This window comes from Delftia acidovorans SPH-1, assembly GCF_000018665.1.
GTDB classification, from domain to species: domain Bacteria; phylum Pseudomonadota; class Gammaproteobacteria; order Burkholderiales; family Burkholderiaceae_C; genus Comamonas; species Comamonas acidovorans.
Genome location: NC_010002.1, coordinates 4,125,247 through 4,144,114, shown reverse-complemented (window position 1 = coordinate 4,144,114; position 18,868 = coordinate 4,125,247). Strand labels below are relative to the sequence as shown.

Genomic DNA, 18,868 nt, shown 5'->3' with positions numbered 1-18,868 from the left:
GGCCCTCTTGCGCAGGCGGCGTCTGCTGAGGGCGCGATTGTGCCCCAGTGCAGCAACCGTGCTCAGGCGTGCGCGGGACACTCCAGCACGTCGCTGAGCCTGAAGCTCTCCAGGAACGGCAGGACATGCTCCTCGTTCATCGGGCGGGCGATAAGGAATCCCTGGACGTACGTGCACCCGAGCTGCTGCAGGTGCAGAAACTGCTCCGTGGTTTCCACGCCTTCCGCGACGACTTCAAGGCCCAATCTGCGGCTCAGTGCCAGCGTGGCCTCGACAATCGCGGCAGCCCCGGCGTCCTTGTCCATGGCCTGTATGAAGCTGCGATCGATCTTGATCAGGTTGAAGGGAAAGCGGTGCAGGTAGGAAAGGCTGGCATGGCCGGAGCCAAAGTCATCGATGGCGAGATTCACGCCCAGCGCCTTGACTTGCCGCATGACGGACAGTACCTGCTCATCATCTTGAAGCAGGGCCGATTCCGTCACCTCGATGTAGCAGCGCTCGGGGTTCAGGCCGGCGCGGTCCAGATGGTCCTTCAATTGCACCGCCATGCCTGGATCGAGAAATTCAAAGGCCGGGCAGTTGATGGACACCGAGATATCGGACGGCCATCCGTTGGCAACCAGCAGCGGGGAGCGCTCCACCATTTGGTCGATGGGAAGCAGCAGGCCGCGCCGCTCTGCCATGGGAATGAAGACACCTGGCGGCACTGACCCTCTGGCCGGGCTGTTCCAGCGCATCAGCGACTCGAACCCCGATATTTTTCCCGTGGCCACATGGCAGATCGGCTGGTACGCCATGAACAACTGGCTTGTTCCGATGGCGGACCGGAAATCCTGCTCCAGCAGCAGTTGCTCCTGCATGGGGCCATCGGCGGAAGGCTCGAATTTCACGAATCGCCCACGTCCCTGGGATCGCGCCCGCTCCATTGCCGCGCGGCCGTCGCGCAGCAGTTGATTCCAGTCCTCGTTGTTCTTGCAGACCGCCGTCCCTACGCAGACAGACAGCAAAATGCTGCGCTCACCCAGCATGTAGCGCTTTTCACCCAGTCGGATGGAGAGCGTTTTCGCCATGGAATCGGGGTCTCCTTCATATTGGGCGACACAGAACTCCTCGATGGCAAGGCGGGCGGCGACGTCATTCTGTCCAATACAGGAGCGCAATTGTTTTGCCAGTTGCAAGATCAGTGGGTTGTCCATTCCAGGAACCAGCGTATCTGCCAGCACTTGCAAATGCTCGATACCGATGACATGGATGGCAACAGGACGCCGCTGTGCTTGCGTTCTGTTCAGAAGTTGCTCAAGTCCGGTTGAATTGAGCAATTCGGAAGCAGGGTCGTGGAAAAGATGGTGCCTCAGCTGTGAATGCACCTGCACCAGATCCCTTGCCTCGAAATAGGATCTTCTGCGCTCACGCATCCACAATTGCGCCAGCAACAAAAATGAAGCCAGGCTGATGGCCGCCCATGCCATGATGGTTTTTCCAAACCTCCACCATGGAGCCGCGAGCTTTGCCTTGGCGGCCAGCGTGGCATAGGCGAGATCCATGCCGCCTGGGCTGGAGTGGTGCATGGCGACGATCCAGGGGTGTCCAAAGCCATCGTCAGCGTCCAATATGCCCTCGCCTGCAGCCATCATTTTTGCAAGGCCGGAATCCATCCCGTCCAGAATGTGCGGATGCTCCTGGGGAATTCTGACCAGGTCTTTGCCATTTGGCAGGCTGACCATGACCTGATGGCCATCCAGCAGCAGTGAGCTGAATGCCTGGCGAATGGAATCCACGGCAACGAAGGCCACCACAATGCCAGTCAGCGCCCCACTGGAGTCACGTACCGGACGCCCCAGCACCAGGGACGGTATATCGAAGACCGGCGATTTGCTTGAATCCAGCAAGAAGAAGCCGCCAGGCTTTGTCTGCAGCGCTGCATTCCAGATGGGGCGCTCGGGGTTGTCGGGAGACAGCGGCAGCTTGCTGAAACGTGAGGAAATGGACCATTTCCCATGTCGATCAAGCACGCTCATGCTGATGACGCCGGGCAGCGCCGCCACCTCCTGGATCAATGCATTGCGGATATCGGTGCCGGCATCAGGGTCTGCCGTGATTTCGCCTTGGCGGCCCGGTGCCAGCAAAAGTTGTTCTGTTCTCTCTACCGCCAAAGAGGTGGCAAGAATGATCTTGTTGGTTTCAGCGGCAGAGGCAGAGAGCGCATGCAGGAGATTCGACTTCTCTTCATGGAGCGCCGTTTCGTAGCTGGAGAGCAGAGAAACGCCCGCAACGCCAATGATCACCAGGCATACGATGAAAATACAGGCATACCAGCGCCTGGGCTGCCAGCTTGGCGGTCTTCTCTCTGCATGCATCATTCAACGCTCGTCTGGTCAAAATTCCAGCGAACAGGCACCGTTCTCCTGGCAGGCAAGCCTGCCAGGAGAACCGCTCCCCGTTGGCTGTGACGCACTGGTCTGAAATTTCCGTCAGGACGCGGAAAGACTCAGCGGTCTCATGGGTGAGGGGATTTTCCTCAAGACAGGGGCCTCCTTTTCCGCGGGGTCCAGCTTGAAAATGGAAACTGCCGAAACCAGGGCCTGCGCCTGCTGGCTGAGACTTCCGGCCGCCGCTGCCGACTCTTCCACCAGCGCGGCATTTTGCTGGGTGACCTGGTCCAGCTGGATGATCGCATCATTGATCTGATCGATGCCCTGGCTTTGCTCCCTGGTGGCCCCACTGATCTCTTCGATCATGCTGGATACCTTCTGGACCTGGGTGACGATATCTTCAATGCTGCTGCCCGCAGCCTGGGCAAGCTGGTGGCCATTGCCGACCTTGGAAACACTGTCCTCGATGAGAGACTTTATCTCTTTTGCGGCCTCTGCACTTTTCACTGCAAGGCTTCGAACTTCTGCGGCAACCACCGCAAAACCACGGCCCTGCTCTCCGGCGCGGGCTGCTTCGACAGCAGCATTCAAAGCAAGAATATTGGTTTGAAAAGCGATTGAATCAATGACGTTGATGATGTCCTCGATTTTCTTGGAGGACGTGTTTATTTCATTCATCACGTCCACCATCTGCCGGGCCATGCCCCCGCCGTGCGCTGCGGCATCGCGCGCTGACTGGGCGAGCATGGTGGCGGTGATGGCCGCATCGGAATTGCTTTTCACCGTGCTGGCCAGTTCCTCCATGGAGGCGGCAGTCTCTTCAAGGTTGCTGGCCTGCTCTTCCGTTCGGCTCGACAGGTTGGCATTGCCTGCATCAATCTGCGTGGCGCCTGTGGCAATGCTGTCGCTGCTGCTGCGCACGGTGGCCACAATGCGTTGCAGCGATACCTGCATTTCCTGCATGGCCGTGATCACACTGCCAGGGCGAGCCCTGGACAGGTCGATCCTGGAGGTCAGGTCGCCTCTTGAGATGTTTTCCGCAATGTGCGCCACATCTGCCGGCTCTCCGCCCAGCTGGCGTGTGATGGAAATTGTGATGATCACGCCAATGGCCACCCCCACAATCACGCCGGAGATGGTCAGGAGGGTGAGCATCAGCCGGATATTTTCGTAGATCCTGTCGGTCTCGTCGTTGAGCCAGCTGGCATTCTTCTTCTTGATATCGACAACTTCCGTCATCAGGCTGTCGATCTTGTCGGACTCCACCCGGAATCTGTTGATCAGATCAATCGATTCCCTGGATTCCGAAAGATGTTCTGACTTGATTCTTTCAATCGTCTGCAGCAGACCCTTTTCATAGATGACGAGGGTTTCATCAATGGACTTGAGCTTTTCCTTGCCATCGCCCTCGGCAAAAAGCCTCTTGCTGTTGTTCAGTGCCTCTTTCAGCAGTTGCAGCCTTTGCAGCACGGCGTCCGTGTGCCGGTTTCTGCTTTCATCATCGTTTGCAAGCACGGCATTTCTGATGGCCCGGCCCGCCGCGATCAGCTGGACATTGGCCTCGGATATTTGTGACAGGCCCAGCAGTTCCTTCTCGTACATCTGCGTTGCGAGATCATTGATTTCCCCTGCCTTCAGTATTCCATTGATACCGATGAATGCACCAATGCATGAGACCACAAGAAAGCCCATGGTCAGTTTGGTGATCACTTTTGATTTTTTGAAGCTCAACATCTTGATTGCCGAATGAATAATTTTCAACGATGAAATATTTGCCCTGACACCAGGATTCTTCGGCCGTAGAAAATCGGGAACTTGAAAAAAAATAATCCACATCTTCTAAAAAAGACGTGGATTATTCTCGAAAATGATATATTGATGTTATAATTGCTCGATGCTCGATGCTCGATGCTCGATGCTCGATGCTCGATGCTCGATGCTCGATGCTCGATGCTCGATGCTCGACCAATAAAAATTGGCACTGGCGCCGCGAGGCGCCAGTGCCAATTTTTATTTCCAGGCCCTGCAACGGCAATTGCATTTTTCTTGGTCGGTAAAGAATGATTGCGGCGGAAACTTCAGGCGGCAATTATTCTTGTGCATATGCGAATGTTTCAAGACAGCCTATTGATATCGTCTTGTCAAAAGGCTGTTTGAAGGATAAGCAATGATTGTAACGTTGTGTTATGAAATCAATCCCTCCTTTCCTCGCACCTTGACTTTGCATTTTGCGCAAATATTGCCGCAATGCGCATAATTTTCAATGGATTCAAGTCCCCATCCCCAATCGATGGCCCAGACAAACAAAAGCGGCCCCTTGGGGGCCGCTGGTTCCGGGGCAATGGCGACTCAGGCGCTGCGCAGGCTTTTGGCTGCGCCGGCCAGTGCGGTGATCCGCTGCCAGTCACCCTGCTCCAGCGCATCGGCAGGCACCAGCCAGGAGCCACCGACGCAGACCACGTTGGACAGCGCCAGGAATTGCGCCGCATTGTCCGCAGACACGCCGCCCGTGGGGCAGAACCGCACGTCGCCGAACGGGCCTTGCCAGGCCTTGAGCATGGCCGTGCCGCCCGCCTGTACGGCGGGGAAGAATTTCAGCTCGTTGAAGCCGTCGTCCTGGGCGGCCATGATTTCGCCGCTGGTGGCCACGCCGGGCAGCAGCGGCAGCTGCAGGGCCTGGCAGGCCTGGCCCAGTGCGCCGGTGTAGCCGGGGCTCACGGCAAAGCGCGCACCGGCGCTGGCGGCGGCACGGGCATCGGCGGCGCTGCGCACGGTACCGGCGCCCACGATGGCCTCGGGCACGGCACGTGCAATGGCTTCGATGCTGGCCAGGCCCTCGGGCGTGCGCAGCGTGACTTCCAGTACGCGGATGCCGCCCGCGACCAAGGCCTGGGCCATGGGCACGGCATGTGCGACGTTGTTCAGGACGATGACCGGGATGACCGGCGCGTCCTGCATGATGGCCAGTGCCGTCAGTCGTTGATCCATGTACAAGCTCCCTCTTCTGCGCTGAGCGCGTGGCGCCGGAATCCGGCAAACAGTTCGCGGCCAAAACCCCGGCCATTGGCCTGGCGCAGTGCCTGCGGCATGGTGGCCAGGGGCCGCTGCTGCCATTCGGTGTCATCGACCAGCACGGCCAGGGTGCCGGCCACGGCGTCCAGGCGTACCAGGTCCCCGTCTTGCAGGCGCGCCAGCGGCCCGCCCACGCAGGCCTCGGGCGAGACATGGATGGCGGCGGGCACCTTGCCCGAGGCGCCGCTCATGCGGCCGTCCGTGACCAGGGCCACCTTGTAGCCCTTGCCCTGCAGCACGGCCAGCGGTGGGGTGAGCTTGTGCAGCTCGGGCATGCCGTTGGCGCGCGGACCCTGCCAGCGCACCACGCAGATGACATCGCGGTCCAGCTCGCCGGCCTTGAACGCCTGCTGCAGCGCTTCCTGCGAGTCGAAGACGCGCGCAGGCGCCTCGACCACATGGCGGTCCTCGGGCACGGCGCTGACCTTGATCACGCTGCGCCCCAGGTTGCCGGACAGCAGCTTGAGCCCGCCCGTGGCTCTGAAAGGCGCATCGGCCGGGCGCAGCACGGAAAGGTCGCCGGAGACTTCGGCCTCGTGCCAGACGAGATGACCGTCTTCCACGGCGGGAATGCGTGCAAATTCCTGCAGGCCCTCGGGCCGCACGGTGAGCACATCGCCATGCATGAGGCCGGCCTTCAGCAGCTGGCCGATCACATAGCCCGGCCCGCCTGCGGCCTGGAACTGGTTCACGTCGGCGCTGCCGTTGGGATAGACGCGGGCCAGCAGCGGCACCACGCCCGAGAGTTCCGAAAAATCATTCCAGTCGATGACGATGCCTGCCGCACGCGCCACGGCCACCCAATGGATCAGGTGGTTGGTCGATCCGCCCGTGGCCAGCAGGGCCACCATGGCGTTGACGATGCAGCGCTCGTCCACCACATGGCCAATGGGTGCGAAGCGGCGGTTCTTGGTGATGGCCAGCACGCTGCGCATGGCCTCGCGCGTGAGCAGTTCGCGTTCGCCGTCGGCCGGGTTGATGAAGGCCGTGCCCGGCACGTGCAGGCCCATGGCCTCCAGCAGCATCTGGTTGCTGTTGGCCGTGCCGTAGAAGGTGCAGGTGCCTTCGCTGTGGTAGGCAGCCGTTTCGGCGGCCAGCAGTTCCTTGCGGCCCACCAGGCCCTGCGCGGCCTGTTCGCGCACCTTGGCCTTGTCGCCATTGGACAGGCCCGAGGTCATGGGGCCGGCCGGCACGAACACCGTGGGTAGATGGCCGAAATGCAGGGCCCCGATCAGCAGGCCCGGCACGATCTTGTCGCAAATGCCCAGCATCAGCGCGGCGTCGAACACGTCATGCGACAGCGCGATGGCCGTGCCCATGGCAATGGCATCCCGGCTGAACAGGCTCAGTTCCATGCCTGGCGCGCCCTGGGTCACGCCGTCGCACATGGCCGGCACGCCGCCGGCGACCTGCGCCGTGGCGCCAAGCTTGCGCGCCTCGTCCTTGAGGATGTCGGGATAGCGTGCCAGCGGCGCATGGGCCGAGAGCACGTCGTTGTACGCGGTGACGATGGCGACGTTGGGCGCCTTCTCTTCCACGATGCGTATGCGGTCGCCGCCTGGAATGCCCGCAAAGGCATGGGCCACATTGGCACAGCCCATGGACTGGGCGCCGGGCGGGCGCGCGGCCATGGCGTCCACCTGCTCCAGGTAGGCGGCGCGTGATTGGGCACTGCGCTCGCGGATGCGGCGCGTGACCTGCTCGACGATGGGGTGGATGGTGCTCATGCGGGGTTCCTGCGGATGCGCTGGTGCGCGTTTTCTCTCTGTCGCGTTGTCTTTATGGGAAATGTCGGCCGGGGCATCCCTCCCAGGTGCGTCCGGCCCTGCACCGAAGCTTACTTCACTGCGCGCGCCTGCTTGACGGCGGCCTGCACCTCGTCCCACGTGCCCTGGCCCACGGTCTTGGCAATGCCGGCATTCACCGCCGCGAGCTTGTCGCGCATGCGGCTGGCTTCTGCGGCGGGCAGCTCGTTGACCTGCATGCCCTTGGCCTTGATGTCGGCCAGGGCCTTGGCGGCTTCCTCGCGCGTATCCTTGCGTTCGAACTCGCGGCTCTTGACGGCGGCATCCTGCAGCACCTTCTTCTCGGCCGGGCTCAGCGTGTCCCACCACTTCTTGCTGACGGTGACGATCCAGGGGCTGTAGACGTGGTTGGATACCGTGAGGTACTTCTGCACTTCATAGAACTTGCTGGACAGCACGGTGTTGAAGGGGTTTTCCTGGCCATCGACGGCACGGGTCTCCAGCGCCGTGAACAGCTCGGAGAACGGCAGCGGAACGGCATTGGCGCCCAGGGCCTTGAAACTGTCCAGGAAGACGTTGTTCTGCATCACGCGCAGCTTCACGTCGGCCAGGTCTTCCATCTTGGCGATGGGGCGCTTGTTGTTGGTGAGGTTGCGGAAACCGTTTTCCCAATAGACCAGGCCCACCATGCCCTTGGGCTCCAGCGTGGCCTTGACCTTCTCGCCCACGGGGCCGTCCAGCACGGCGTCGGCTTCCTTGACATTGCTGAACAGGAAGGGGGTGTCCCAGACGGCCATCTCGGGCGACAGGCCCACCAGGGTGGCGGTGGAGCCGACCATCATCTCCTGGGCGCCGCCGATCAGCGCCTGCTGCATCTGCGTGTCCGAGCCCAGCGAGGCATTGCCGATGGCACGCACCTTCATCTTGCCGCCCGTGGCCTTCTCAACCTCCTTGGCAAAGAAGCGCGCCGCGCGGCCCTGGTTGGACTCATCGACCAGGCCATAGCCGAAGCGCACGATGCGCGGCTTGAAGTCCTGGGCCATGGCCTGGCCCGTGGCGGCCAGCGTGGTGACGGCGGCCATCAGGCCGGCGAGTGCAAAGGGAATACGCATGTTCATCTCCTTGGGTTGTAGTGAGGGATCAATGCATCCAGCGCAGAGGGGCCAGGATGATTTGCGGAAAAATCACGAAAAGCACGGCAAGCAGCACATAGACCATCAGGAACGGGTTCGTGCCCTTGATCACGGTCTCCATGCGCAGCCGGCCCACGCCGGCCACCACGTTCTGCACCGTTCCCACGGGCGGCGTGATCAGGCCGATGCAGCCCACATAGATGAACATGAAGCCGAAGTAGATGGGATCGATGCCGGCCTTGACGGCCAGCGGCGCGCACACGGGGCCGAAGATCAGGATGGTTGGCGTCAGGTCCATGGCCGTGCCCACCACCAGCAGGAACAGCATCATCGTGGCCATGAACAGCACGGGACTGCCCAGCAGGCCCGAGAAGCTGTCGGCCAGCATGTTGGGCAGGTCGGCCAGGGTGATCATGTAGGCCGTCACCGTGGCGGCGCCGCACAGGAACATGACCACGGCCGTGGTCTTGGCGGCGGCCAGGAACACGGCGTACAGACGGCTCCATGTCATCTCGCGGTAGATCACCATGGACACGAACAGCGCGTAGACGGCTGCGACCACGGCCGCCTCGGTGGGCGTGAACACGCCGCCCTTGAGGCCGCCCAGGATGATGACCGGCATCATCATGGCCCAGAAGCTCTTGGCCAGTGCCTTCAGACGCGGGCCCCAGGCCATGCGCTCGCCGCGCGACAGGTCGTATTTGCGGGCGATGGACCACCAGGCAAAGATCAGGAACACGCCCATGATCAGGCCCGGCACCACGCCCGACAGGAACAGCTTGCTGATCGAGGTGTTGGTCGTCACGCCGTAGATCACGAAGGGCATGGACGGCGGAATGATGGGCGCGATGATGCCGCCCGAGGCGAGCAGGCCTGCGCTGTAGCTGTCGGGATACTTCTGGTCGCGCATCATGGGCAGCAGGATGGTGGCCAGGGCGGCGGTATCGGCAATGGCCGAGCCGCTCATGGACGCCAGCAGCACCGCCGCGCCAATGGCCACATAGCCCAAGCCGCCACGGATATGGCCCACATAAGCCCGCGCCAGGTCGATGATGCGGCGCGACAGGCCGCCTGCATTCATCAGCTCGCCGGCCAGGATGAAGAAGGGCACGGCCAGCAGCGGGAAGTTGTCGAAGCCGGCCTGCAGGTTCTGCGCAAGCAGCTGCGAGTCGAAGAAGTCCAGGTGCCACATCAGCGCCACGCCGGTCAACACCAGCGCCTGGGCGATGGGCATGCCGATCACCATGCCGCCAATCAGCACGGCCAGAAAGATCAGGGTCACAACCATGGTGCGTACTCCTTACTCGACCGTCGTTTCGGCATGGTTTTCTGCCGGCGCGCCGCGGCGCAGGTCGCGCAGCGTCACCACCAGAAGGCCCACGGCCAGCACCAGGGTGGCCGCGGCGCCCAGGGCCAGCGGGTAGCCCAGCACCGTGCTGTAGCTGTTCAGCCCGGCCTCCACCTGGGCCCAGGAGCCCCACAGCAGCAGGCCCATGCAAACCAGGACCAGTGCCTGCGACACCCAGAACAGCGCCTTGCGTGCGCCAGGCCCCACGCGGGAGGTCACGAGGTCGAAGCCCAGGTGGCTGCCCTCGAAAGCGGCCACGATGGCGCCAATGGCCACCAGCCAGACGAAGAGCAGGCGCGAGATTTCCTCATAGGAAACGATGCTGGTATGGAACACATAGCGCAGCACCACGTTGATGAACACGGCAATGACCATGCCGGCCAGGGCCAGCACCATCAGCACCTCGGCAAAGTGCTGCAGGCGCGGCTTGGGCCGGACTGCGGGGGAATCGGATTGCATGGGGCTTGTCTCCTGGCGTTATGGGTTTTGGGAGAAGGTGTCGGCCTGCGCCGCGGGCAGGACCTGCCAGCTTTGGGCGCGGTGCACGATGTCGGTCAGCGGCAGCGTGGCGTCCACGGACAGCACGGCGCATTCGCCATCAGGGCGTTCCAGCGTGGCGAACTGGTTGGCCACCAGCTCGGGCGAGAAGAAGTGGCCGGCGCGCTCCTGCACGCGCTGCAGCGCCGTGTCGTAGTTCAGGTCCAGAAACACGAAGCCCACGGCACCGGCCGGGCCGGCGGCACGCAGCCGGTCGCGGTACTTGCGCTTGAGGGCCGAGCAGGTCAGCACCACGCCCTGCCCCGGCATTGCCTGGGCCAGCAGCTGGGCCAGCCGGTCCAGCCAGCCGCTGCGGTCGTCGTCGGTCAGGGGGATGCCGGCCTGCATCTTGCGGATGCTTTCCTCGGCATGATGGGCATCGCCCTCGTGCAGTGTCCAGCCCAGGGCATCGGCCAGGGCCTGCCCCACGCTGGACTTGCCGCAGCCGGAAACGCCCATGACGACCAGCGCCCGTGGGCGGGTGTCTGCGGGGGCGGCCTCGGTGGTTGTTGGGATAGCGCTATCCATGTTCTTGCAAAAATTGGCAGACCAGGGTCTGCCTTGGATTTCGGTGTGCTTCAGAGGCCTTCGTCCGGGTTTACACGCAGGAGCAAGGGCCTTCGAATGATTGGGATAGCGCTATCATAATCTTCAACCCTCCCGCCCCCGACCTAGGACAATCCCTTGGCCCGTCAGATTCCGCCTGCCTCCCCAGAATCGCCCTCCGCCGATGTTTCCGGCCCGGCCCTGCCCGCCACGGGACGCGCACGCTCCTCGCGGGCCAGCGGGCGCATCACGCTCAGCGATGTGGCACAGGCCGCTGGCGTCAGCCCCATGACGGTCTCGCGCGCCCTGCGCGGCGAGCGCCGCGTGGACCCGGCCCTGGTCGAGAAAATCCGCACGGCCGCCGCGCAGATGGGCTACGTGCCCGACCCCGCCGCTCGCGCCCTGGCCTCGCAGAAAAGCGCCCAGGTGCTGGTGCTGGTGCCCATGCTGTCCAACACCCTGTTCGTGGACCTGATCGAGGCGGTTCACAAGGTGCTGTTCTCTGCGGGCTACCACGCGCTGATCGGCGTGACCCACTACGACCGGGCCGAAGAAGAACAGCTGCTGCGCACCTACCTGCCCATGCGCCCGGCCGGCCTGCTGCTCACGGGTTTTGACCGCAGCCCCGCTGCGCGTGAACTGGTGCAGGCCAGCAAGGTCCCCTGCGTGCACCTGATGGAACTGGGCGGCGAGCCTGGTGCGCCCAGCGTGGGCTTTTCGCAGGCCGAGGCCGGGGCCGCCATCACGCGGCACTTGATGGAGCGCGGACACAGGCGCATTGCCTTTTGCGCAGGCCAGCTCGATGCCCGCGTGATGCAGCGCGCCGCGGGCTACCGCCATGCCCTGCAGGCGGCGGGCCTGCATGACCCCGCCCTGGAACTGCTCTGGCCCCGCCCCACGTCGATGGCGCTGGGCGCCGAGCTGCTGGACGCGGCCCTGCGCCTGGACCCGGCCGTCGATGCCCTGTTCTTCTGCAACGACGACATCGCCCAGGGTGCGCTGCTGGAGGCTCTGCGCCGGGGGATACGCGTGCCCGAGCAGATCGCCATCGCAGGCTTCAACGACCTGCCCGGCAGCGACCAGATGGTGCCGCCGCTGACCACCATCCGCACGCCGCGCGGCCATATCGGCACCGAAGGTGCGCGCATGCTGCTGCAGCTGATGCGTGGCGAGGCCGTGGAGCCGCCCAGCGTGGATCTGGGCTACGAACTGGTGGTGCGGCAGAGCAGTTGAAGCGAAGAGGGCTTTGTGCGCCCTCCTCCGTGGCCATCAGCCCGGCAGCAGACGGCGCAGGGTCTCGGCCAGATCCTCTGCCGCGAACTTGGCCACGTAGCCGTCCGCGCCAACGCTGCGCACATGGTCTTCGTTGGCCGATCCGGACAGCGAGGAATGGATGAGCACGGGAATGGAATGGAAGCGCGCGTCCTGCTTGATGTGGCGGGTGAGCGTGAAGCCGTCCATCTCGGGCATCTCCAGGTCGGTCAGCACCAGGGCGACCTTGTCGGCCACCGTCAGGCCCTCTGCCTGGGCACTGTCGGCGATGGCGTTGAGGCGGTCCCAGGCCTCCTTGCCGGACTTGAGCATTTCATACGGTGCCTGCAGGACCTTGAGCTCCTTCTCGATCAGCGAGCGCGCCACGAAGGAATCATCGGCGGCCAGCACGATGGCGCCGGGCTTGAGCTTGAGCCTGGCGCCCACTTTTTCCGGCGTGATTTCCTGGGCGTCGGTGGGGGACACCAATTGCAGGATGGCCTCCACATCCAGCACCTGGGCCAGGCGCGAGTTGTCGGTGTCGCCATCCAGGCGGGCGATGCTGGTGACCAGCTTGCCGCCGGTGCCGCTGGCCTCGGCCGACAGCACCTGCTTCCAGTCCAGGCGCACGATGTCCTCGACGGACTCCACCGCGAATGCCTGGGTGGTGCGCGCATATTCGGTGACCAGCATGATGTTCAGGCCGGTCTGGGGCTTGCAGCCCATGATGGCGGGAAGATTCAGCACCGGGATCACCTGCCCGCGCAGGTTTGCCACACCCAGCGAATGGGCCGTGCCCCCCGCGATGGGCGTGATGTGCGGCATGGCCACGATTTCGCGGACCTTGAACACATTGATCCCGAACAGCTCGGACTGGCCCAGGCCGGAGTCGCTGCCCAGCCGGAACAGCAGCAGCTCGAACTTGTTGTTGCTGGTGAGGTTGGTGCGCTCGTCGATCTCTCTTTGAGCTGCCTTGGAATTGAGGTTCATGCCGGTCCTGGAGAGTGACACATCTTTTTACAAATTCTAAAGCGAGCGCCTCGGATTTAGCAAAAATTTATTGCGCAACGCAGCTTGCCTGTGGCGTCAACAACGCAGCAGCGCTGGCTCAAGGTATGGGCAGGCCTGCGACAGCGCCGTCGGGTTCAAGGCCGGATCTGAACAGACAGGTCCATATCCGGTCAATATAGCAAGATGGATCTTTCCGCCAGCACCATGAGGAGCGCGCCATGCCACCCGTTACCGCCCAACTTTTCGCCACCGATGGCGTTCAAGCCGTAAAGCTGCCTGCCGAGTTTCGCTTCGAAGATCGAGCCGAGGTGTATATCCGCCGCGATGAAAACACCGGAGACGTCATTCTTTCGACCATTCCTCGCGCGGACTGGAGTGAATTCATGCGGCTGCGCCACCAGCTGGGGCATGCGGCCGAGTCGGCCCTCCCCGTGCGCCAACAGGGCAGCGAGCAACGCGATCCCTTCCAAGGTTGGGAGGAATGATGCTGTACATGCTGGACACCAATGCCGCCAGCGAAGCCATCCGGGGCAATCCCTTGTTTGATGCGCGCTTGCAAGCCCTCGCACCAGGGCAGTGGTGCGTTAGTGCAGTGACCTGTTCCGAGCTGCGCTATGGAATTGCCCGGCGGCCCGAGGCGGTACGGCTGGCACGGATCGTGGAGGCGTTCCTGCACATCACCGCCATCCTGCCCTGGGACGCCAGGGCGGCCAACCAGCATGGTCAGTTGCGTGCTTATCTGCGTGCCCAGGGCTCGCCGATTGGAGACTTCGACGAAATGATCGCCGCACATGCGCTGGCCCTGGACGCGATCCTGGTCACAGACAATGTGCGGCATTTCGAACGCATTTCCGGGCTCAGGATCGAAAACTGGCTGCGCCAGGGGCATTGATCCCGGCGCCGGGAAAGAGGTCACGCGCAGGAATCACTCGAATTCCAGGATCACATCGTCCACGGCCAGCGAATCGCCCTTGCTGGCGCTGATCTTGCCGACCACGCCGTCCTGGGACGCGAACAGGATGTTCTCCATCTTCATCGCCTCGATCACCGCCAGCTTCTCGCCCGCCTGCACCTTCTGGCCCGGCTGCACGGCCACGTCCACCAGCAGGCCCGGCATGGGCGACAGCAGGAACCTGGACAGGTCCGGCGGCGCCTTGTAGGGCATGAGGCGGTGCAGTTCGCCGCCGCGCGGCGAGAGCACCAGGGCGTCGATCTGCGTGCCGTTGTGGATGACGCGCAGGGCCAGCGGGTTCCTGGCCGTGCCGCGCTCGACCTGGGCCGTGAAGGGCTTGCCGTTGCAGCTGCCCTGCACGCACATGGCACGCATGGGGGTTTCGCTGCGGAAGGTGTAGGGCTTGCCATCCACCGTGACGGTGCTGGCGCGGCTTTCGGCGTCGAAGTCCGAGACCTGCACGGCGCGGTACTGGTGCTGGCCTTCGGCGCCCAGCACGACCACGCAGTAGTCGGCCGAGACCTTGAGCTCGTGCCCCCGCATCTGACCGCTGATGGTGGCGGCGCGCGCGCGGTAGCGGCGGTTTATGTGGCCGGCCAGGGCGACCAGGAAGTCCGGATCGCCGTGGGGCACGTCCTCGGCGTGGAAGCCGTGGGAGTAGTGCTCGGCGATGAAGCCGGTGTTGAAGTCGCCGCTCTTGAACTTGGGATGGGCCAGCAGCGCGGCCTGGAACGGGATGTTGGAGCTGATGCCCCGGATCACGAAGGCATTGAGCGCCTCGCGCATCTTGGCGATGGCGTCGTTGCGGTCGCTGCCGTGCACGATGAGCTTGGCGATCATCGAGTCGTAGAACATCGGAATTTCGCCGCCCTCATACACGCCCGTATCCACGCGCACGCCGTGCAGGTGGCCGGTGTCGGCCTGCCACATGGTCTGCTCGGGCGGCGCAAAGCGCACCAGGCGGCCCGTTGAGGGCAGGAAGTTGCGGAACGGGTCCTCGGCGTTGATGCGGCACTCGATGGCCCAGCCATTGCGCTTGACGTCTTCCTGCGCGATGGCCAGCTTCTCGCCAGCGGCCACGCGGATCATCTGCTCGACCAGGTCCAGGCCGGTGATGCACTCGGTCACCGGGTGCTCCACCTGCAGGCGGGTGTTCATTTCCAGGAAGTAGAAATCCTGGTCTTTGCCCACCACGAACTCCACCGTGCCCGCGCTCTGGTAGCCCACGGCCTTGGCCAGGGCCACGGCCTGCTCTCCCATGGCGCGGCGCGTGGCGTCGCTGATGAAGGGGGACGGCGCCTCTTCGATGACCTTCTGGTGCCGGCGCTGGATGGAGCATTCGCGCTCGTTCAGGTAGATCACGTTGCCGTGGCCGTCGCCCAGCACCTGGATCTCGATGTGGCGCGGCTCCTGCACGAATTTCTCGATGAAGATGCGGTCGTCGCCAAAGCTGTTGCGTGCCTCGTTCTGGCAGCTGGCAAAGCCCTCGAAGGCTTCCTTGTCGTTGTAGGCCACGCGCAGGCCCTTGCCGCCGCCGCCGGCGCTGGCCTTGATCATCACGGGGTAGCCGATGCCCTTGGCGATTTCCACGGCGGCCTCGGGGCCGGCAATGGGGTCGTTGTAGCCAGGGATGGTGCTCACGCCGGCCTTGTCGGCCAGCTTCTTGGAGGCGATCTTGTCGCCCATGGCCGCAATGGCCGCGTGCTTGGGGCCGATGAAGGTGATGCCCTCTTCTTCCACGCGCCGGGCGAAGGCCTCGTTCTCGGACAGGAAGCCGTAGCCCGGGTGCACGGCCTGGGCGCCGGTCTGCTTGCAGGCGGCAATGATGCGGTCGGCCTGCAGGTAGGACTCGCGGCTGGGCGCGGCGCCGATGTGCACGGCCTCGTCGGCCAGCTTGACGTGGCGTGCCTCGCGGTCCGCATCGGAGTACACAGCCACGGTCTGTATGCCCATCTTGCGGGCGGTGGCGATGACGCGGCAGGCAATCTCGCCGCGGTTGGCAATCAGGATCTTCTTGAACATCTTCTTAGCCCATTCTTGGAACTAAATCATGGGAACCGGAGCTGTCGTCAGCTTCGCTGTCCCTGTTTTGCGCTTCGCCAGCACTGTCAGTAACCGGCGCGACCAAAGCGAGGGACACCGAGGAAGGGCCGCCCCGCACCGAGGGTGTCGTCCCCCTCCCTCGCGAAGCGAGTTAGAGAGGGGGAAGCGGCGGAGCCGCTCAGGGGGTGCTTCACAAGGGGATGTTTCCATGCTTGCGCCACGGATTTTCCAGCTGCTTGTTCTTGAGCATCTGCAGCGAGCGGCAGATGCGCTTGCGCGTCTCATGCGGCTGGATCACATCGTCGATGAAGCCGCGCGCGCCTGCCACGAAGGGGTTGGCGAAACGGGCCTTGTACTCGGCCTCGCGCGCTGCCAGCTTGGCGGGGTCGTTCTTGTCCTCGCGGAAGATGATCTCCACGGCGCCCTTGGCGCCCATCACGGCGATCTCGGCATGGGGCCAGGCCAGGTTGACGTCGCCGCGCAGGTGCTTGGAGGCCATCACGTCATAGGCGCCGCCGTAGGCCTTGCGCGTGATGACGGTGATTTTCGGCACCGTTGCCTCGGCATAGGCGTACAGCAGCTTGGCGCCGTGCTTGATGATGCCGCCGTACTCCTGGCTGGTGCCGGGCATGAAGCCGGGCACGTCCACGAAGGTGACCACGGGGATGTTGAAGGCATCGCAGAAACGCACGAAGCGCGCGGCCTTGATGGAGCTCTTGATGTCCAGGCAGCCGGCCAGCACCAGGGGCTGGTTGGCGACGATGCCCACGGTCTGCCCGTCCATGCGCGCGAAGCCGGTGATGATGTTCCTGGCGTAGTCGGGCTGCAGCTCGAAGAAGTCGCCGTCGTCCACGGTCTTGAGGATCAGCTCCTTCATGTCGTAGGGCTTGTTGGCGTTGTCGGGCACCAGGGTGTCCAGCGACTTGTCGGCGCGGTCCACGGGGTCCGAGGTGTAGCGCACGGGCGCCTTCTCGCGGTTGTTCAGCGGCAGGTAGTTGTAGAGGCGGCGCAGCATCATCAGCGCCTCCACGTCGTTGTCGAAGGCCATGTCGGCCACGCCGCTGCGCGTGGTGTGGGTGATGGCGCCGCCCAGCTCCTCGGCCGTGACCTCCTCGTGCGTCACCGTCTTCACGACTTCGGGGCCGGTGACGAACATGTAGCTGCTGTCCTTGACCATGAAGATGAAGTCCGTCATGGCCGGCGAATACACGGCGCCGCCCGCGCAGGGGCCCATGATCATGGAGATCTGCGGCACCACGCCGCTGGCCAGCACGTTCTTCTGGAACACGTCGGCATAGCCGCCCAGCGAGGCCACGCCTTCCTGGATGCGGGCGCCGCCCGAGTCGTTCAGGCCGATGACGGGGGCGCCGACCTTCATGGCCTGGTCCATGATCTTGCAGATTTTCTCGGCATGGGTCTCGGACAGCGCGCCGCCGAAGACGGTGAAGTCCTGGCTGAAGACGAAGACCAGGCGGCCGTTGATCATGCCGTAGCCGGTGACCACGCCGTCGCCGGGGATCTTGCTGTTTTCCATGCCGAAGTCGGTGCAGCGGTGCTCGACGAACATGTCCCATTCCTCGAAGGTGCCGTCGTCCAGCAGCAGCTCGATGCGCTCTCGCGCCGTGAGCTTGCCCTTCTTGTGCTGTGCGTCTATGCGCTTTTGGCCGCCACCCAGGCGGGCCTGTTCGCGCTTTGTCTCCAGTTGATCCAGGATGTCTTGCATGCTGCGATTCCTCTAACGTCTAACGGTACGGGTTGCTGGTGTTGTCTTGTCTGCGGTCACTGCGGCGCTGCGGCGGGTGCTGTCGCCGGCGCTGAAGATGGCGCTGGAGATGGCGCCATTGCTGGCCCGGCCTGCGCCTGCAGCAGGTTTCTGGCGGCCGTGCTGGCCGCGATCCGCCCTGCTGCCACGTCGGCCTGCAGTTGGGGCAGCAGCGCCCGCACCTGCGGATGCTGCCGGAAGGCCTGCTTGAGGCCGGAGTCGATGCGCTCCCACATCCAGGACAGGGCCTGGCGTTCGCGGCGCAGCGCCAGGCGGCCGTTGGCCTGCTGCAGGCGGCGGAACTCCTCCACCGCGCTCCAGAAGCCGTCAACGCCCTCTTGCTTGAGCGCGCTGATGGTGATGACCCTGGGCTGCCACAGGCGCTCGTCGTGGTGGGCGTGCTCGGGATTGCCGTGCATGCCCAGCAGGCGCAGGCTGGAGGTGATCTGGGCCTGCGCGCGCGTGGCGGCATGGGGATCGATGTCGGCCTTGTTGATGACGACCAGGTCGGCCAGCTCCATTACGCCCTTCTTGATGGCCTGCAGGTCATCGCCCGCATTGGGCAGTTGCAGCAGGCAGAACATGTCGCACATGCCCTGCACGGCGATCTCGCTCTGGCCCACGCCCACGGTCTCGACGATGACCACATCGTAGCCAGCCGCCTCGCAGACCAGCATGGCCTCGCGGGTTTTCTCGGCCACGCCGCCCAGGGTGCCGCTGCTGGGGCTGGGGCGGATGTAGGCGTCCAGGTGGACGGACAACTGCTCCATGCGCGTCTTGTCGCCAAGGATGGAGCCGCCCGACACGGTGGATGAGGGGTCGATGGCCAGCACCGCCACCCGCAGGCCGCGTGCGATGAGGAACAGGCCCAGCGTTTCGATGAAGGTGCTCTTGCCCACGCCCGGCACGCCGCTGATGCCCAGGCGGAAAGACCCGCCCGTATGCGGCAGCAGGGCCGTGAGCAGCACATCGGCCGCCGCACGGTGGTCGGCGCGCGTGGATTCCAGCAGGGTGATGGCCTTGGCCATGGCCCGGCGCTGAACGGCGGGGTTGCCGTTCAGGATGCCGTCTTGCATTTGCTCGGGAGTCACTGCGG

15 protein-coding genes are annotated in these 18,868 nt (G+C 63.8%); 3 read left to right on the top strand and 12 right to left on the bottom strand.

Annotation, left to right across the window (positions count from 1 at the left end; translation table 11 throughout):
- Positions 1–62 precede the first annotated feature (62 nt).
- From DACI_RS18935 to DACI_RS18900, 8 genes are all read right to left on the bottom strand, one after another.
- Entirely contained in the window at positions 63–2,360 is a 2,298-nt protein-coding gene (locus DACI_RS18935; RefSeq protein ID WP_012205594.1) for a bifunctional diguanylate cyclase/phosphodiesterase, read from the bottom strand.
- 111 nt (positions 2,361–2,471) lie between these two features.
- Positions 2,472–4,106 (bottom strand): methyl-accepting chemotaxis protein, encoded by a 1,635-nt coding sequence (locus DACI_RS18930; protein ID WP_012205593.1) that lies wholly within the window; start codon positions 4,104–4,106, stop codon positions 2,472–2,474.
- Between the two features lie 615 nt (positions 4,107–4,721).
- The gene (gene eda / locus DACI_RS18925; protein WP_012205592.1) at positions 4,722–5,360 is read right to left on the bottom strand and encodes a bifunctional 4-hydroxy-2-oxoglutarate aldolase/2-dehydro-3-deoxy-phosphogluconate aldolase; all 639 of its coding nucleotides are present in this window, start codon (positions 5,358–5,360) and stop codon (positions 4,722–4,724) included.
- Entirely contained in the window at positions 5,345–7,171 is a 1,827-nt protein-coding gene (gene edd, locus DACI_RS18920) for a phosphogluconate dehydratase (protein ID WP_012205591.1), read from the bottom strand. The genes eda and edd overlap by 16 nt, the downstream gene beginning before the upstream one ends.
- Before the next feature lie 110 nt (positions 7,172–7,281).
- Complete coding sequence (locus tag DACI_RS18915; protein WP_012205590.1) at positions 7,282–8,301, bottom strand: TRAP transporter substrate-binding protein; 1,020 nt, start codon at positions 8,299–8,301, stop codon at positions 7,282–7,284.
- A gap of 28 nt (positions 8,302–8,329) precedes the next feature.
- Positions 8,330–9,610: a TRAP transporter large permease gene (locus DACI_RS18910; protein ID WP_012205589.1), complete on the bottom strand. Its 1,281-nt coding sequence runs from the start codon at positions 9,608–9,610 to the stop codon at positions 8,330–8,332.
- Between the two features lie 12 nt (positions 9,611–9,622).
- The gene (locus DACI_RS18905; RefSeq protein ID WP_012205588.1) at positions 9,623–10,129 is read right to left on the bottom strand and encodes a TRAP transporter small permease; all 507 of its coding nucleotides are present in this window, start codon (positions 10,127–10,129) and stop codon (positions 9,623–9,625) included.
- Between the two features lie 18 nt (positions 10,130–10,147).
- Positions 10,148–10,735 carry a gluconokinase gene (locus DACI_RS18900; protein ID WP_012205587.1) on the bottom strand — a complete coding sequence of 196 codons (588 nt, stop codon included), beginning with the start codon at positions 10,733–10,735 and terminating at the stop codon, positions 10,148–10,150.
- A gap of 156 nt (positions 10,736–10,891) precedes the next feature.
- On the opposite strand from DACI_RS18900, the gene DACI_RS18895 reads away from it, so the two are divergent.
- Positions 10,892–11,986, top strand: a complete 1,095-nt coding sequence (locus DACI_RS18895) for an HTH-type transcriptional regulator GntR (RefSeq protein ID WP_012205586.1) — start codon at positions 10,892–10,894, stop codon at positions 11,984–11,986.
- A gap of 36 nt (positions 11,987–12,022) precedes the next feature.
- Here the strand turns inward: DACI_RS18895 and DACI_RS18890 are convergent, their stop codons facing one another.
- On the bottom strand, positions 12,023–12,994 hold the full coding sequence (locus DACI_RS18890) for a chemotaxis protein (RefSeq protein WP_012205585.1): 972 nt from the start codon (positions 12,992–12,994) through the stop codon (positions 12,023–12,025).
- A gap of 239 nt (positions 12,995–13,233) precedes the next feature.
- On the opposite strand from DACI_RS18890, the gene DACI_RS31495 reads away from it, so the two are divergent.
- On the top strand, positions 13,234–13,500 hold the full coding sequence (locus DACI_RS31495; protein ID WP_012205584.1) for an antitoxin: 267 nt from the start codon (positions 13,234–13,236) through the stop codon (positions 13,498–13,500).
- Positions 13,501–13,508: 8 nt separating this feature from the next.
- Positions 13,509–13,907, top strand: coding sequence for a type II toxin-antitoxin system VapC family toxin (locus tag DACI_RS18880; protein WP_232244039.1), 399 nt, complete (start codon positions 13,509–13,511; stop codon positions 13,905–13,907).
- 33 nt (positions 13,908–13,940) lie between these two features.
- Here the strand turns inward: DACI_RS18880 and accC are convergent, their stop codons facing one another.
- From accC to meaB, 3 genes are all read right to left on the bottom strand, one after another.
- On the bottom strand, positions 13,941–15,989 hold the full coding sequence (gene accC, locus DACI_RS18875; RefSeq protein WP_012205582.1) for an acetyl-CoA carboxylase biotin carboxylase subunit: 2,049 nt from the start codon (positions 15,987–15,989) through the stop codon (positions 13,941–13,943).
- A 211-nt stretch (positions 15,990–16,200) separates the two neighbouring features.
- Entirely contained in the window at positions 16,201–17,733 is a 1,533-nt protein-coding gene (locus DACI_RS18870) for an acyl-CoA carboxylase subunit beta (protein WP_012205581.1), read from the bottom strand.
- Positions 17,734–17,789: 56 nt separating this feature from the next.
- Positions 17,790–18,848: a methylmalonyl Co-A mutase-associated GTPase MeaB gene (gene meaB / locus DACI_RS18865; RefSeq protein WP_043781956.1), complete on the bottom strand. Its 1,059-nt coding sequence runs from the start codon at positions 18,846–18,848 to the stop codon at positions 17,790–17,792.
- Positions 18,849–18,868 lie beyond the last annotated feature (20 nt).